This window comes from Achromobacter deleyi (assembly GCF_016127315.1).
In the GTDB taxonomy this organism is placed as follows: Bacteria; Pseudomonadota; Gammaproteobacteria; order Burkholderiales; family Burkholderiaceae_B; genus Achromobacter; species Achromobacter insuavis_A.
Genome location: NZ_CP065997.1, coordinates 857,745 through 873,341, shown reverse-complemented (window position 1 = coordinate 873,341; position 15,597 = coordinate 857,745). Strand labels below are relative to the sequence as shown.

Annotated in this window: 16 protein-coding genes; 12 read left to right on the top strand and 4 right to left on the bottom strand. The window is 66.8% G+C overall.

What is annotated here, in order from left to right; genetic code table 11:
• Positions 1 to 57 precede the first annotated feature (57 nt).
• Complete coding sequence (locus I6I07_RS03915; protein ID WP_198485706.1) at positions 58 to 735, bottom strand: alpha/beta hydrolase; 678 nt, start codon at positions 733 to 735, stop codon at positions 58 to 60.
• 15 nt (positions 736 to 750) lie between these two features.
• On the bottom strand, positions 751 to 1,299 hold the full coding sequence (gene yjgA / locus I6I07_RS03910; protein ID WP_061072504.1) for a ribosome biogenesis factor YjgA: 549 nt from the start codon (positions 1,297 to 1,299) through the stop codon (positions 751 to 753).
• A gap of 58 nt (positions 1,300 to 1,357) precedes the next feature.
• On the opposite strand from yjgA, the gene pmbA reads away from it, so the two are divergent.
• The 12 genes from pmbA to erpA all read left to right on the top strand — a co-directional run bounded on the left by pmbA (position 1,358) and on the right by erpA (position 12,785).
• Entirely contained in the window at positions 1,358 to 2,722 is a 1,365-nt protein-coding gene (pmbA, locus tag I6I07_RS03905; RefSeq protein ID WP_006392784.1) for a metalloprotease PmbA, read from the top strand.
• A gap of 186 nt (positions 2,723 to 2,908) precedes the next feature.
• On the top strand, positions 2,909 to 4,177 hold the full coding sequence (locus tag I6I07_RS03900) for a TRAP transporter substrate-binding protein (RefSeq protein WP_198485705.1): 1,269 nt from the start codon (positions 2,909 to 2,911) through the stop codon (positions 4,175 to 4,177).
• Positions 4,178 to 4,434: 257 nt separating this feature from the next.
• On the top strand, positions 4,435 to 5,589 hold the full coding sequence (locus tag I6I07_RS03895) for an ABC transporter substrate-binding protein (protein WP_198485704.1): 1,155 nt from the start codon (positions 4,435 to 4,437) through the stop codon (positions 5,587 to 5,589).
• A gap of 249 nt (positions 5,590 to 5,838) precedes the next feature.
• Positions 5,839 to 6,720, top strand: a complete 882-nt coding sequence (locus tag I6I07_RS03890) for a branched-chain amino acid ABC transporter permease (protein WP_006388637.1) — start codon at positions 5,839 to 5,841, stop codon at positions 6,718 to 6,720.
• Positions 6,721 to 6,722: 2 nt separating this feature from the next.
• Positions 6,723 to 7,589 (top strand): branched-chain amino acid ABC transporter permease, encoded by an 867-nt coding sequence (locus tag I6I07_RS03885; RefSeq protein WP_006392787.1) that lies wholly within the window; start codon positions 6,723 to 6,725, stop codon positions 7,587 to 7,589.
• On the top strand, positions 7,582 to 8,370 hold the full coding sequence (locus I6I07_RS03880; protein WP_006392788.1) for an ABC transporter ATP-binding protein: 789 nt from the start codon (positions 7,582 to 7,584) through the stop codon (positions 8,368 to 8,370). Before I6I07_RS03885 ends, I6I07_RS03880 begins: the two co-directional genes overlap by 8 nt.
• Positions 8,367 to 9,077 (top strand): ABC transporter ATP-binding protein, encoded by a 711-nt coding sequence (locus tag I6I07_RS03875; protein WP_006392789.1) that lies wholly within the window; start codon positions 8,367 to 8,369, stop codon positions 9,075 to 9,077. The genes I6I07_RS03880 and I6I07_RS03875 overlap by 4 nt, the downstream gene beginning before the upstream one ends.
• Positions 9,078 to 9,454: 377 nt before the next feature.
• Positions 9,455 to 9,883, top strand: a complete 429-nt coding sequence (gene rplM, locus I6I07_RS03870; protein ID WP_006217309.1) for a 50S ribosomal protein L13 — start codon at positions 9,455 to 9,457, stop codon at positions 9,881 to 9,883.
• A 9-nt stretch (positions 9,884 to 9,892) separates the two neighbouring features.
• Positions 9,893 to 10,285 (top strand): 30S ribosomal protein S9, encoded by a 393-nt coding sequence (rpsI, locus tag I6I07_RS03865; RefSeq protein ID WP_006388641.1) that lies wholly within the window; start codon positions 9,893 to 9,895, stop codon positions 10,283 to 10,285.
• A gap of 189 nt (positions 10,286 to 10,474) precedes the next feature.
• Positions 10,475 to 11,539, top strand: coding sequence for an N-acetyl-gamma-glutamyl-phosphate reductase (gene argC, locus I6I07_RS03860; RefSeq protein WP_198485703.1), 1,065 nt, complete (start codon positions 10,475 to 10,477; stop codon positions 11,537 to 11,539).
• 41 nt (positions 11,540 to 11,580) lie between these two features.
• The gene (locus I6I07_RS03855) at positions 11,581 to 12,327 is read left to right on the top strand and encodes a DUF6776 family protein (RefSeq protein WP_198485702.1); all 747 of its coding nucleotides are present in this window, start codon (positions 11,581 to 11,583) and stop codon (positions 12,325 to 12,327) included.
• Positions 12,328 to 12,413: 86 nt separating this feature from the next.
• Positions 12,414 to 12,785, top strand: coding sequence for an iron-sulfur cluster insertion protein ErpA (erpA, locus tag I6I07_RS03850; protein WP_006388644.1), 372 nt, complete (start codon positions 12,414 to 12,416; stop codon positions 12,783 to 12,785).
• A 107-nt stretch (positions 12,786 to 12,892) separates the two neighbouring features.
• On the opposite strand, the gene I6I07_RS03845 is transcribed toward erpA, so the two are convergent.
• A complete protein-coding gene (locus I6I07_RS03845) occupies positions 12,893 to 14,002 on the bottom strand; it encodes an anhydro-N-acetylmuramic acid kinase (protein WP_198485701.1) in 1,110 nt (369 codons plus the stop codon).
• Between the two features lie 79 nt (positions 14,003 to 14,081).
• A complete protein-coding gene (locus I6I07_RS03840; RefSeq protein WP_198485700.1) occupies positions 14,082 to 15,491 on the bottom strand; it encodes a M23 family metallopeptidase in 1,410 nt (469 codons plus the stop codon).
• Positions 15,492 to 15,597 lie beyond the last annotated feature (106 nt).

Sequence of the window (15,597 nt, the reverse complement as noted above, 5' to 3'; positions counted from 1 at the left end):
GGAATGGCCCGGAGAGTCCGAGCCTGGGGGGCAGCGGCGCGGCGCGCGCCGCCCGCGTCAGGCCAGGACCTGGTTCAGGAAGCGCGAGATGTCGGCCACTTCCTCGGCGCAGACCGAGTGCGGCATGGGGTAGGTGTGCCAGCGCACGTCGTAGCCCAGGCGCTCCAGCTCGGCCCGCGAGGCCTCGGCGCGCGGCAGCGACACCACCGGGTCATACAGGCCGTGGGCCAGGAAGATCGGGGTGCGCTGGTTGGCCGGGGCGCGCTCGGTCTCGGCGCTGTCCAGCAGCGGCAGGTAGCCCGACAGGCCCATCATGCCGGCCAGCTTGTCCTGCAGGCGCAGGCCCGTGTGCAGGGTCATGGCGCAGCCTTGCGAGAAGCCCGCCAGCACGATGTTCGAGGTCGGGATGCCGCGCGCGTTCTCGCGCGCGATCAGCTTGTGGATCGCGGCTTCCGAGGCGCGGATGCCCTTGGCGTCTTCCACCCGCACCAGGTCCATCACCAGGATGTCGTACCAGGAACGCATCGCCATGCCATTGTTGATGGTGACGCGCTGCACCGGGGCATTGGGGAAGACGAAGCGCACGCCCAGGCCGGCCGGCAGGTCGAGTTCCGGCACGATGGGCGCGAAGTCGTTGCCGTCGGCGCCCAGGCCGTGCAGCCAGATCACGGCGTGCGTGGGGTTGGGGGCGGTTTCGATCTCGATGCAATCGAGCAGGTCGGTCGGGGCGTTCATGGACGGCGGGCGCAATCAGTGGGTGAGGGTCTTGAGGGTCTGGAACAGCGCGCGATAGTGCTTTTTCTGCGGTTCCTGGCCTTGCAGCAGGGCGGAATTGGCCGCCTTTTCCTTGCGGGCGGCGCGAATCACCGCGCGCAATTGCTGCACATCCGCCTGCGGATTGTCGTTCAGCAGCTTGGTCAGAGCCTCGTCGTCGTCGAGCAGGCGGTCGCGCAGGGTTTCCAGGCGGTGCATGGCCGCGGTTTCCTCGCGCGAGCCGTTTTCCCAGACGTCGAGCTGGGCGCGGATCTCGTCGGCGGGGGCGTCGCGCATCAGCTTGCCCACGAAGTGGGTCTGGCGGCGCCGGCCTTCGCGGCTGGTGGTGCGCTGCGCCTCGCGGATCGCCTCGTAGAGGCGTTCGGCCAGGGGCAACTGCTTGAGGCGATCGGGGGACAGTTCGATCAGCTGCTTGCCCAGGTCCAGCAGCGCGTGCATGTCGCGCTTGACCTGGGACTTGCTGGGACGATCGTAGCCGTTCTCGTCGTAGCCGTCGGTGGATTCTTCTTCGATATGGGAATTCATGGAAAACTGCGCAATGACAGACTTGGCTATGATAACCGTCTCTGCAAATTGGACAGCAATGGTCAAATCCTCCTCCTCCTTGCCGCTGGCGGCCAATCACGCGCGTTTTTCCGAACTCGTCGAGCAAACGCTGGCCTACGCGCGCCAGATCGGCGCCTCGGACGCCGCGGCCGAAGTTTCCGAAAGCCTGGGCCTGTCGGTATCGGTGCGCAAGAACGACATCGAGACCGTCGAACAGACCCGTGACCGCTCGCTCGACCTGACGGTCTACGCCGGCCAGAGCCGCGGCTCCGCCTCGACCTCCGACTTCTCCGAGGCCGCGCTGCGCCAGACGGTCGAAGCCGCCTGGCACATCGCCCGCCACACCGCCGCCGACCCGGCCGCCGGCCTGCCCGACGCCGACCAGCTGGCCACCGAATTCCCCGACCTCGACCTGCATCGCGCCTGGACGGTGTCCACCGAGGAAGCCGCCGAGCTGGCGCTGCGCGCCGAACGCGCCGCGCGCGAGGTCGATGCGCGCATCACCAATACCGATGGCGCCACGGTCGGCACCTACGAAGGCCAGTTCGTCATGGGCAACACCCGTGGATTCCTGGGCGGCTACCCGTATTCGCGCCACAGCCTGTCGGTGGCGCCCATCGCCGGGCGCGGCAACGGCATGCAGCGCGACTACTGGTACACCTCCGAGCGCGATCCGGCCAAGCTGGCCACGCCCGAGGCCGTCGGCCGCTACGCCGCCGAGCGCACCCTGTCGCGCCTGTCGGCGCGCCGCATCCGCACCGGCAAGTTCCCGGTCCTGTTCGAGGCGCCGCTGGCGCTCGGCCTGGTCGGCGCCCTGACGCAGGCCGCCAACGGCGGCGCGCTGTACCGCAAGGCCAGCTTCCTGCTCGACGCCCTGGGCAAGCCGATCTTCCCCGAGCACATCAACCTGACCGAAGACCCGCACATCCGCGGCGCCATGGGCAGCTCGCCGTTCGACGACGAAGGCGTGCGCACCCGCAAGCGCAGCGTGGTGTCGGCCGGCGTGCTGGAAGGCTATTTCCTGTCTTCCTACACCGCGCGCAAGCTCGGCATGCAGACCACCGGCAACGCCGGCGGCTCGCACAACCTGGTCTTCAGCTCCACGCTGACGCGCCGCGGCGACGACTTCGAGGCCATGCTCAAGAAGATGGGCACCGGCTTCCTGGTCACCGAGCTGATCGGGCAGGGCGTGAACTACGTCACCGGCGACTACTCGCGCGGCGCGTTCGGCTACTGGGTCGAGAACGGCCAGATCCAGCACGCGGTGCAGGAAATCACCATCGCCGGCAACCTGTCGGACATGTTCCGCCAGATCGTCGCGGTGGGCGCCGACACGATCTCGCGCGGCACCAAGACCACCGGCTCGATCCTGATCGAGCAGATGGCGATCGCGGGCACCTGATTCCGCGTCGCCCTGGCAACGCCCGCCTGCGCGGGGCCCGCGGGCTCCGACAGGCGGGCGTTGTCGTTTGCGCGCTCTTTGCAATCCTTGACCGCTCGGGAATTCCTCTAGCCGTCAGGCACGATTGCAACGTGTAATATCCGGCGGGTATTGCTCAAACTGGTATCGCTGTAGAGGAGCAAAGAGATGCAACGACGTTCATTCTTGAAGCAGGCCGGCCTGGGCGCCGTGGCGACGGGGGCGGCGATCAGCGCTCCCGCCCTGGCGCAGGATTCCCCCTCGATCAGCTGGCGCCTGGCGTCGGGCTTCCAGGCCGCGCTGGACCTGCGCTTCGGCGCCGGCGAGATCTTCCGCAAATTCGTCTCCGACGCCACCGGCGGCAAGTTCAGCATCCGCCAGTTGGCGGACGGCGAGATCGCGCCCGCGGCGGAACTGATGGACGCGGTCGGCGCCGCCAAGGTCGAGTGCGCCCACGTCTCTTCAGGCATCTACTTCGCCAAAAACCCCGCCTTCTGCTTCGATTCGGCGGTGCCGTTCGGACTCGACGCGGGCCAGATGAATGCCTGGATGCTCGAAGGCGACGGCCTGCGCCTGACGCGCGAGCTGTTCAAGGCGCAGAAGATCATCAACTTTCCGCTCGGCAACACCGGTTCGCAGATGGGCCTGTGGTCCAACCGCGAGATCAAGCGTGCCACCGATCTTAAAGACCTGAGGATGCGCGTCGACGGCCTGGCGGCGCAGGTGCTGGCGCACCTGGGCGTGGCGACGCAGCAGGCCGGAGCGGCCGCGCAGGCCGATGAAGGGAAGGGCGCCGAGGCCGCCAAGGAGGCCAAGCCGGCCGAAGCCGCCAAGGATCCCAAGGACGCCAAGCCGGCGGAGGGCGGCAAGCCCGCTGACGGGGCCAAGCCTGCCGATGGAGCAAAGCCCGCCGACGGCGCCAAGCCCACTGATGGAGCCAAGCCCGCCGAGACGGCCGCCAAGACGGGCCCGGACGCCGTGGCCGGCGCAGGCGCCTACGACGACGGCAAGCTGGGCCTGAACAAAACCGCCAAGTTCTACTACGGTCCCAGCTGGTGGGCCGCCAGCGAACAGCTGTCGCTCTATATCAATGAAGAGGCCTGGGCCAAGTTGCCCAAGCACTACCAGGCCGTGCTCGAGGCCGCCGCCCTGGCCGCGCACACCCGCACCACGGCGGCCTACGCCGCCCGCAATCCCGCCGCGCTGGCCCAGCTGGTCGCGGCCGGCGCGCAGGTGCGCGCCTTGCCGCGCTCGGTCATGGACGCGGCGTTCGAGGCGTCCCTGCAGGTCTACAAGGACTTGAGCGAGAAAGACCCGAAGTTCAAGACGATCCACGACAACTACATGGGCTTTCGCGACAGCGCGATGCCCTGGTTCCGCCTGACCCGCGGCGCCTACGACCAGTACCTGGGCGTGGCGCTGTCGGCGCGCAGCTGATGGCAGGTCCGGATGCCGAATGGCATTCGGTTGGAGGTGGGGTTTTCGCTGATAACCCCGGTTTTTTTACAAAAAAATGGGCGGTTTTGCTCCTTTTGTTGAACGGCATTCGAGTTTCGGCCTGATACAAAGGAGTAATATCCCGGGTCTTGACGCGCAAACGTGACGCCTTCAGGCGCCATTGGACGTCAATCCGGCGGGAACATCCCGGCCTGGATAACCAACATTCCGAGACAGACTTTAAGGTGGTATCAACCATGCAATCCAAGACCAAGAAGCTGCTGGCCGCGCTGATCGCCGCCGGTATCGTCCCGGCTGCCCATGCGGCCGACATCAAGCTGGGCGTGGCCGAGGCCCTGTCGGGCGGCGCCGCCCAGTACGGCGTGTCGATCCGCAATGGTTTCCAACTGGCGGCTGACGAGATCAACGCCGCGGGCGGGATCAACGGCAACAAGATCGTGCTGGTGGTCGAGGACGAGCAAGGCAAGAAAGAAGAAGCCATCAACGTCTTCAAGAAGCTGATCTTCAAGGACAACGTCCTGATGGTCTTCGGCCCGACGCTGTCGAACTCGGCCCAGGCCGCCGACCCGGTCGCCCAGGCCGCCAAGACGGTCGCCTTCGGCACCTCCAACACCGCCGACGGCATCACCTCGATCGGCAACTACGTGTTCCGCAACTCGGTCACCGAAGCCGACGTGCTGCCGGCCACCATCTCCACCGTCAAGGCCAAGACCGGCCTGAAGAACGTGGCCGTGCTGTACGGCAACGACGACGTTTTCACCAAGAGCGGCTACGACAACTTCAAGAAGGCCCTGGAAGACCAGAAGATCCCGGTCACCACGACCGAAACGTTCGCCAAGGGCGACGTCGACTTCAAGGCCCAGCTGACCAAGATCAAGGGCACCAACCCCGACGCCATCGTGCTGTCGGCGCTGCTGGCCGAAGGCGCCCCGATCATGGTGCAGGCCCGTCAGCTGGGCCTGAACGTGCCCGTCATCGGCGGCAACGGCATGAACTCGGTCAAGATCTTCGACCTGGCCCCCGGCGGCGCGTCGAACAACCTGTGGATCGGCAGCCCGTGGTCGATCGAGAACAAGGCCCCCGAGAACGTCAAGTTCATCGACGCCTACAAGGCCAAGTTCAACGGCGCGCCCGACCAGTTCGCCGCGCAGTCGTACGACGCCATGTACATCGTCGCCCAGGCCCTGAAGAACACCAAGATCTCCGGCGAACTGGCCAAGGATCGCGCCGCCCTGCGTGACGCGCTGCCGTCGGTCCAATGGACCGGCGCCACCGGCGGCTTCAAGTTCCGCCAGGCCACCGACCGCGCCGGCAAGCCCGCCGGCTACGACGCCGACCAGGCGCCGATCGTCAGCGTGACCAAGGACGGCAAGTACGTCATCGAGAAGTAAGCAGTCCGCATCCCCGCGCGGGGGGATGCGCCTTGCGGACGGCGGCTGGCCGCGGTCCGCAAGGCGCTTTTTATCGTAGGACTCCCCAGGAATAGAACGGCTCTCTCAGGGCGGCAGGTCCACGCAATGCGCGGCGTGGAAGGCCTTACACAGGCCTGCCCCGGGTCCCGAAGCCGAGCCTGGCGAGCGGCAAGTCCACGCAGGGGGCGCAGCGTGGAGGCTCTTTTTTGATTTGGAATATGTCCCATCATGTTGGAACAACAATTCGTTAACGCCTTGTCGCTGGGCTGTGTGTACGCACTGTTCGCGCTGGGCTTCACGCTGGTATTCGGCGTGCTCGGGGTGATCAACCTCGCGCATGGCGCCGTCTTCATGGTGGGGGCCTACGCGGCGCTCTCCGTGGTGCAGCATTTCGGCCTGCCCCTGTGGGCGGCGCTGATGGTGGCATTTTTCGTTGCCGGCTTCACCGGGGTCATCATCGACTACCTGGTGCTCAAGCCGCTGCGTAAACGCAATGCACCCCACCTGATCCCCATGATCGCCACGATCGGCGTGGGCATCATCCTGAACAATGGCGCGCAAGGCATCTTCGGCGCCAGCAACCTGCGCTTCCCGCACGGCACCGTGCCCGAGGAAGTCATCGAGATCGCCGGCCTGCACCTGACCGTGATCGAACTGGGCATCATCTTCCTGTCGTTCGCGCTGATGGCCCTGCTGATGTTCGTGATGCGTCGCACGCAGTTCGGCCGCGCCCTGCGCGCCATTGCCGAATCGCCCAAGGCCGCCTGGCTGCTGGGCATCAACGTCGAAAAGCTCTTCATCACCACCTCGTTCGCCGCCGCCGCCCTGGGCGGGGTCGCGGGCGTGCTGATCGGCCTGTACTCGAATGCGCTGTTCCCGTTGATGGGCCAGCCGATGCTGCACAAGGGCATCGCGGTCATCATCCTCGGCGGCATGGGCGACATTCGCGGCGCCATGCTGGGCGGGCTGTTCCTGGGCTTCGCTGAAGTGCTGTCGGTGGCCTACATCGGCTCCACCATGCGCGACGCGGTGGCATTCGGCCTGCTGTTCCTGATCCTGCTGGTGCGCCCGCAAGGTCTGTTCGGCAAAGTGGTTCAACGCAAGGCGTGAGTATGAGCGGATTCGAAAACTTCTGGGCCATCTATGGCAACCTGGTGCTGACGCTCGGCACCAACGCCCTGCTGGCCCTCTCCATCTGGCTGACGCTTGCCTGCGGCATGCTGGCCATGGCCAATGCGGCCTTCATGGGCATCGGCGCCTACGCGGCGGCGTTGCTCACCATGAACTACGACGTCTCGTTCCCGGTCGCGCTGGCCGGCGGCATGGCGGCGCCAGCCCTGGTGGCGGCGCTGATCGGCTTGCCGACCTTGCGGCTGTCAGGGGTCTACCTCGCCATGGCCACGCTGGGCTTCGGCGAAGTGGTGCGGGTGACGGTGCTGAACACCGAGTCGATCACCGGCGGCGCGCTGGGCCTGAACGGCATTCCGCAGTTGACGCAGTGGTGGCACGTCATCCTGGCGGTCGTCATCGTGCTGTTCGTGCTGTGGCGCGTGCGCGCTTCGAAGATCGGACGCGCCTTCGAGGCCATCCGCGGCGACGAGACCGCGGCGGGCCTGATGGGCATCGACGTGCGCGCCAACAAGATGCTGGCCTTCGTGGCGGGCGCGATGATCGCCGGCCTGGCCGGCGCCCTCAACGCGCATCTGACCTTCTTCATCGGCCCCAACGAATACGGCTTCGACCGTGGCGTTGAAATCCTGACGATGGCCATCCTGGGCGGTATCGGCGGCCTGGCCGGTCCCGTGCTCGGCAGCTTCATCATTACCGTGCTGCCCGAGATGCTGCGCGGTTTCGCGGATTTCCGCCTGGTCATCAACGGAGTGATCCTGGTGGTGATTGTGCTGTTCCTGCCGCAAGGCATCTGGGATCCGGCGCGCTTCAAGCGCTGGATGCGTCAAGGAGGCAAGCGCCATGCTTGAGCTGACCTCCGTTTCCAAGAGCTTCGGCGGCCTGCACGTGCTGCATGACGTCAGCCTGTCGGTGCCCGAAGGCGCGATCTTCGGCCTGATCGGCCCCAACGGCGCCGGCAAGACCACGGTGTTCAACCTGATCACCGGCCTGCTGCCGCCCAGCGGCGGCGGCATCGCCTTCAAGGGCGAAAGCCTGCTGCGCCGCAAGCCGCACGCCATCACCCGCATGGGCATCGCCCGCACTTTCCAGAACATCCGTCTCTTCAAGGAGATGACGTTGCTGGAGAACGTGGTGGTGGGCGCTTATCGCCACATGAACTACGGCTTCCCCAGCCTGCTGCTGGGCCTGCCGGGCTACCGCGAGCATGAGAAGCGCGCCCGCGAGCGCGCCCACGAGCTGCTGACGTGGATGCGCCTGGACCACAAGGCCAACGACCTGGCCGACAACCTGTCGTACGGCGAACAGCGCCGCCTGGAGCTGGCGCGCGCGCTGGCCACCGAGCCCAAGCTGCTGCTGCTGGACGAGCCGGTCGCCGGCATGAACACCGGCGAACGCGCCGAGTTGATGCGCGAGATCCTGGCGATCCGCGACCGCGGCTACACCATCCTCATGATCGAGCACGACATGCGCTTCGTGATGGGGCTGTGCGAACGCATCGCGGTGCTGAACTTCGGCAAGATCATCGCTTGCGGCGGACCCGAAGAGATCCGCAACAACGAGCAGGTCATCGAGGCCTACCTGGGCCGCGAGGACGACGACGACATCGACAACGCGGAGGCCGCACAATGAGCGCAATGCTGGAAGTCCGCGGACTCGAGGTCAACTACGGCCATATCGAAGCCGTCCGCGGCATCGACCTGGACCTGGAAGCCAAGGAAATCACCGCCCTGGTCGGCGCCAACGGCGCCGGCAAGTCGACCACGCTGCTGGCCCTGTCGGGCCTGCTGCCCAAGGCGCGCGGCAAGATCCTGTTCGAAGGCGAGGACGTCACCAACCTGGCGCCGCACCAGTTGGTGGCGCGCGGCATCGTCCAGGTGCCGGAAGGCCGGGCCATCCTCACCACCATGACCGTGCTCGAAAACCTCGAGCTGGGCGCCTACCGTCGTGGCCTGAAGAACGTCGACTCGGACCTGGAATACGTCTTCAACCTGTTCCCGCGCCTGAAAGAGCGGATCACCGGCATCGCCGGCAACCTCTCCGGCGGCGAACAGCAGATGCTGGCGATCGGCCGCGCCCTGATGGCCAAGCCGCGCCTGCTGCTGCTGGACGAGCCGTCGATGGGCCTGGCGCCGATCGTGGTGCAGGAAATCTTCCGCTCGCTGCGGGCGATCAATGCCGACGGCCTGACCCTGTTCCTGGTGGAGCAGAACGTGCGCCAGGCGCTCAAGATCGCCCAGCACGGCTACGTGCTGGAGAACGGCGCCATGGCGCTGTCGGGCACCGGCCGCGGGCTGCTGGGCCATCCGCGGGTGCTGGAAGCCTACCTGGGCGCCTGATCCGCGCCGCGCGGCGGGGCACTGGGCGGGGCCGAAAGGGCTGCACTTGCGTCCCTTTTTAAGAATGCGACAGCCGCTGCCCAGGGAGCGGCTGTTCGTTTGCCTGGATCCGACCGCGATTGCCCATTTTTTGAGCATCCGTGGTAGAATTTCAGGCTTTCCCTCATTTTGACCATTGCACGGGCGGGTAATAACGCTTAGGCGGGACGTCGATAGGGGCAATGGATCGGCTGAAAAGCGATCGGCTCAAACCCGATCGGCTCAAACCCGGCACTGAAACCCAGTTGCTGGAAAGATGCCGGCTCCATTGTCTAGTTGAGGAAAAAAGCCTGGCTGGATCGTCCAGTCAGAGACCATTTTTATATCTAGGAACCATCATGAAGACCTTTGTGGCCAAGCCGCATGAAGTCCAACGTGACTGGTTTGTGATCGACGCCAAGGGCAAAGTCCTCGGTCGTGTGGCCAGCGAAGTCGCACGTCGTCTGCGTGGCAAGCACAAACCTGAATTCACGCCGCACGTTGATACTGGCGATTACATCGTCATCATCAACGCTTCCGATATCGTCGTTACCGGTACCAAGGCGAAGGACAAGAAGTACTTCCGCCACACCACGTACCCGGGCGGTATCCGCGAAACGAACTTCGAGAAGATGCAAGAGCGTTTTCCCGGTCGCGCCATCCAGAAGGCCGTCAAGGGCATGCTGCCCAAGGGTCCTCTGGGCTACGCCATGATCAAGAAGCTGAAGGTCTATGCCGGTGCCGAGCACCCGCACACCGCCCAGCAGCCCAAGACGCTGGATATCTAAGGAAACGCCATGATCGGTAACTGGAACTACGGAACCGGCCGTCGCAAAACTTCGGTGGCTCGCGTTTTCATCAAGAAGGGCACCGGCAAGATCGTCGTCAACGGCAAGCCCGTCGACGAGTTCTTCGCTCGTGAAACCGGCCGCATGGTCGTGCGCCAGCCGCTGGAACTGACCGGCCACCTGGAATCGTTCGACATCAAGGTCAACGTGCACGGCGGCGGTGAAACCGGCCAGGCCGGCGCAGTCCGTCACGGCATCACGCGTGCCCTGATCGACTACGACGCGACCCTGAAGCCCGCGCTGTCGCAAGCGGGTTTCGTGACCCGCGATGCCCGCGAAGTCGAACGCAAGAAGGTCGGCTTCCGCAAGGCGCGCCGTCGCAAGCAGTTCAGCAAGCGTTAATCGCTGCGAAAAAAGCCCGCCTCGTGCGGGCTTTTTTTTACATCCCGGGGCCCAGGCCCCGATCCAGGCCCGCGGAACTCCGCAGGCTTCGTCCGGTCGGACAACGGTCGCCGCGCGCTTTCAGGCGTGGCGGCAAGGCCGGTTGTCCGAGCGATACAATCGAGCCTCGTTCTACGAAGAGCACACATCATGGCCCAAGCATCGAACTCCCGCATCAAGGTTGGTATCGTCGGCGGCACCGGTTACACCGGCGTCGAACTGCTGCGCTTGCTGTCGCAGCATCCCCATGTGGAATTGACCGCCATCACGTCCCGCAAGGAAGACGGGCTGCCGGTGGCCGACATGTACCCGAACCTGCGCGGCCGCGTGCAGATTGCCTTTTCCTCGCCGGAAAAGGCCACGCTGACCGACTGCGACGTGGTGTTCTTCGCCACGCCCCATGGTGTGGCCATGGCCCAGGCCCAGGAACTGATCGCCGCCGGCACCAAGGTCATCGACCTGGCCGCGGACTTCCGCCTGCAGGACGTGCCCACCTTCGAACGCTGGTACAAGATTCCCCATACCTGCCCGGACATCCTGGCTGAATCCCAGTACGGCCTGGTCGAGCTGAACCGCGAAGCCATCTCCAAGGCGCGCGTGATCGGCAACCCGGGCTGCTACCCGACCACCGTGCTGCTGGGCCTGGCCCCGCTGCTCGAAGGCGGCAAGCAGCTGGTCGATGCGCAGACCCTGATCGCCGACTGCAAGTCGGGCGTGTCGGGCGCCGGCCGCAAGGCCGAAGTCGGTTCGCTGTTTTCTGAGGCCTCGGACAACTTCAAGGCCTACGGCGTGGCCGGCCACCGCCACCATCCCGAAATCGTCGCCCAGCTCGAGAAGATCGCCGGCGGCAAGGTCGGCCTGACCTTCGTGCCGCACCTGGTGCCGATGATCCGCGGCATGTACTCGACCATCTACGCCCGCATCAAGCCCGAGGCGCGCGACACCGACTTCCAGGCCCTGTTCGAGCAGCGCTATGCCGACGAGCCGTTCGTCGACGTCATGCCCGCCGGCAGCCTGCCCGAGACGCGCTCGGTGCGCGCCTCGAACAACCTGCGCATCGCGCTGTCGCGTCCGGGCGGCGGCGACCAGCTCATCATCATGGTGGTGCAGGACAACCTGGTGAAGGGCGCGGCCGGCCAGGCCGTGCAGAACATGAACCTGATGTTCGGTTTCCCCGAGACCGTCGGTCTCGACCAGGTCGCGATCCTGCCCTGATGCCGCGCCGGGCCGGCGGCCAGCCCGCCGGCCCGCTTTCCATGTCCAACGATTCTTCCCCGACACCTCGAACCTCCCGCCCCGGCCTTGGCCTGCGGGTTGCCGCCGGCGTGCTGGCGGGCGTGCTGGTGGGGGCCGCGGCCGGCTATTACTACGCCCGTGGCGTCTACCAGCCCAAGGACGCGGTGGTGCTCAGCGCCGACCAGGCCGAGGCGCGCGACGAAGCCATGCGCCAGCAGGCGGTCCAGCTGCGCTATACCCGCGGCCAGCTCGACACCGCCGACGGCGAGCTCGTGATCGAGCGCTCGGCGCGCCAGGAACTCGAAACCCAGCTGCACGCGGCGCAGGCCGAAGTCGGCCGGGTGCGCGACCAGCTGGCGTTCTACGAACAATTGCTGCCGCCGGGGCCGGAAGGCACCGTGGACATCCGCGGCGCCCAGATCGACCGCGACGGCGGCGGCCTGCGCTACAAGGTGCTGCTGATGCGCAGCGGCCGCAATGGCGCGGCCCCGTTTGCCGGCACGCTGCGGTTCCAGGCCACCGGCACGCTCAAGGGCGAAACCGTCACCGTCGACCTGGCGCCGATGCTGGTCAAGGCCGAAAGCGGCCCGGTGCCCGCCACCGGCGAAACCACGACGGCCGCCTCCCTGGCGTTGCAGTTCGACCAGTACCAGCGCAGCCAGGGCGTCCTGGCGGTGCCCGAGGGATTTGTCCCCGAAAGCGTGACCATCAGTGTCCTGGAGGGCGATGTGGTCCGCGCCTCCCGCAGTGTCAAGCTCGAACTTTGAGTCCGGGCGGCGCCTGCGCTATAGTGACTACATGCGAGTGGCGCAGCCGCTCATCGGAATACGGCCCCAGCGGCCAGGAGTGAATCATGAATGCAGTGACCGAAACCGTCGACCTGCAGGCCGCCCCGCCTGCTCCCCTGGTGTTCACCGACTCGGCAGCCGCCAAGGTCAAGGACCTGCTGGCCGAGGAAGGCAATCCCGAGCTGAAGCTGCGCGTGTTCGTGCAGGGCGGCGGCTGTTCGGGTTTCCAGTACGGTTTCACGTTCGATGAAGTCGTCAACGAAGACGACACCGTGCTGGACAAGGCTGGCGTGCAACTGCTGGTCGACCCCATGAGCTTCCAGTACCTGGTCGGCGCCGAGATCGACTACAAGGAAGACCTGGAAGGCGCGCAGTTCGTCATCCGCAATCCCAACGCCAGCACCACCTGCGGCTGCGGTTCGTCGTTCTCGGTGTAATTCCGCGCGCGGCGTCGGGCCGCGATGACAGCGCGCCGCCGTCTGTCCGACCGACAAAAAAGCCCTTCGGTTTTCCGAAGGGCTTTTTGCTGGGCGCGAGCGGGGCGTCAGGCGGGGTAGAGCGCGCCCAGGATACGCGGCCCGCGGGCGCCGGTGACGCTGGGCAGGCCGGCGGGCCGGCGTGCCAGGAAGGCCTGCGCCAGCCAGGCGAAGGCCAGCGCCTCGACCTGCTGCGCCGGGACGCCCAGCGCGTCGGTGGCATGCACCGGACGCTGCAGGCAATACGCCAACTCGCGCATCAACCCTGGGTTGTGGGCGCCGCCGCCGCACACATAGAGCTCGCGCACGTCGTCGCCGGCGGCGTCGATGGCATTGGCCACGGTGCGGGCCGTCAGACGCTGCAGGGTGGCCTGCACGTCCTGCGGGGCCGGCCTGGGGCCGTCAAAGGCGGCCAGCCGGTCGTCCAGCCAGCGCAGGTTGAAGAGGTCGCGGCCGGTCGATTTGGGCGGCGGCAGCGCGAACCAGGGTTCGCTCGCGATCAGTTGTTCCAGCAGCGGCGCCAGCACCTGGCCAGTGGCGGCCCAGCGGCCATCGGCATCGTAGGGCTGGCCCAGATGCCGCTGGCACCAGCCGTCCAGGAAGACGTTGGCCGGGCCGGTGTCGAAGCCGCGCGGCGCCTGCCCCGGCGCCAGCAGCGTGACGTTGGCGATGCCGCCCAGGTTGAGCACGGCGCGGCCTTGCGGCGCGCCAAACACGGCCGCATGGAACGGCGGCACCAGCGGCGCGCCCTGGCCGCCGGCGGCCACGTCGCGGCTGCGGAAGTCCGCCACCACGTCGATGTCGGTCAGCTCGGCCAGCAGGGCGGGCGCGTTCAACTGCACGGTGTAGCCGCTGTCGGGGCGGTGGCGCACAGTCTGGCCGTGTGCGCCGATGGCGGCGACGTCCTGCGCCCGCAACCCGGCGCCGGCCAGCAGGTCGGCCACCGCCTGCGCATACAGGCGCGCCAGCGCATTGGCGGCCAGCGCGCCGCGCGCCAGTTCGTCGTCGCCGGCCAGGTTCAGCGCCAGCAATTCGGCGCGCAGCGCGGCCGGCATCGGCAGGCTGGCGCTGGCCAGCACCTGCGGCGGCAGGCCGTCGCGCAGGCGCGCCAGGACGCCGTCGACGCCGTCCACGCTGGTGCCGGACATCAGGCCGATGAAATGCTGGGGTGTCGTCATATCGGATGCCGCCTGAAAAAAAAGCGGCCCGGCATCGAGATGCGCGGGCCGCCTTGCGGGTGCGTCATGCAGGTCCGGCTTAGCGGCTGGCCACGTTGGTCAGCGCGTCGGGCAGGGTCTGCTGGAATTCGGTGAGCAGCTGGATCTGCTGCTTGTACGGCGCCACGGCCTGGTTGAAGGCACGGATCTCGGCCGGTTCCAGGGCGCGGGCGACGGGCAGGTCGACCGACAGCGGGTCGATCGGCTGGTTGTCCACGCGGAACTCGTAGTGCAGGTGCGGACCGGTGGCCCAGCCGGTGGCGCCGACGTAGCCGATCAGTTGGCCCTGCGAGATCTTGCTGCCCTTGGTGATGCCTTCGGCGATGCGGCTCTGGTGAGCGTACAGCGTCGAGTACTTGCCGTGGTGCTTGATGATGACCACGTTGCCGTAGCCGTTCTGCCAGCCCGAGAACTCCACCGTGCCGTCGGCCGTGGAGTGGATCGGCGTGCCCGAGGGCGCGGCGTAGTCCACGCCCTTGTGGCCCGTCCAGGTCTTGTGGATCGGATGCATGCGCATGCCGAACGTCGAGCTGATGCGGCTGAACTTCAGGGCGGTGCGCAGGAACGCGCCGCGCAGGCTGGTGCCGTCGAAGTCGTAGTACGAGCCGGTCTTGTTGTCGGCGCTGAACCAGACGGCGGAGTAGGTCTTGCCGCCGTTGATGAATTCCAGGGCCAGCACGCGGCCCGCGCCGGCGTAGCGGCCGTCGTGCGAGCGCACTTCGTAGACCACGCGGAACTGGTCGCCCTGGCGCAGGTCGCGCAGGAAGTCGATCTTGGCGCTGAGGATGTCGGCCATCTGCATGGTGACCGAATCCGGGATGCCGGCGGCATCGGTGGCGCCGAACAGCGAGGAGCGGATCGTGCCCACGGCGACGCGGGTCTGGCGATCGGTGCTCTCGGTGATTTCCTCGGCCTTGTAGCCGTTGTCGGTGCGCGCCACGTGCAGCATGCGGGTGACGACCTGGCCGTCAGTCTCGTTGCCGGGGGTGTGGATGTAGCGCAGCCAGATCAGGTTGCCTTCCGCGTCGGTCGCGGCCTGCACCGAACGACCCGGGTACAGCTTGTAGATGCTGCGCGCGCTGGCGTCGTGGGTCAGGAAGGTCTGCAGATCCGGCGAATCCAGTTCCAGGCGCTGCAGCACGGCGGCCAGCGTGTCGCCCGCGCGGATGCGGGTTTCGCTGATGTACGGCGCGGCGCTGGGCGTGCTGACTTCGACCTGTTCGGTGGTCAGCGGCAGGATGCTCTGGATGACGCGGGTGGGGGGGAGTTCGCTGCGGTCGGGTTGCTGCACCATGCCCAGGGCGGCGGCGCCGGCAAACAGACCCATTGCGGTGACGAGAAGAGTGCGACGGAGAAGTCCCGAGCGATGGGGCTTGGGCTCGACGGGCGCAAACAGGGCAGCAACTTTGCGCTTGATGCTACTCGCCATGTCGTGGAGGCCACGATTCATCGTGAAGATACCCTCTCAGGTGGCTTGAGCTCGCAGGGTGCGTGACACGAACGGCCCCCGCGCGCCACGTTTTCCGGGGCAAGGGCTGGCGCGGGGCGCAACTTGT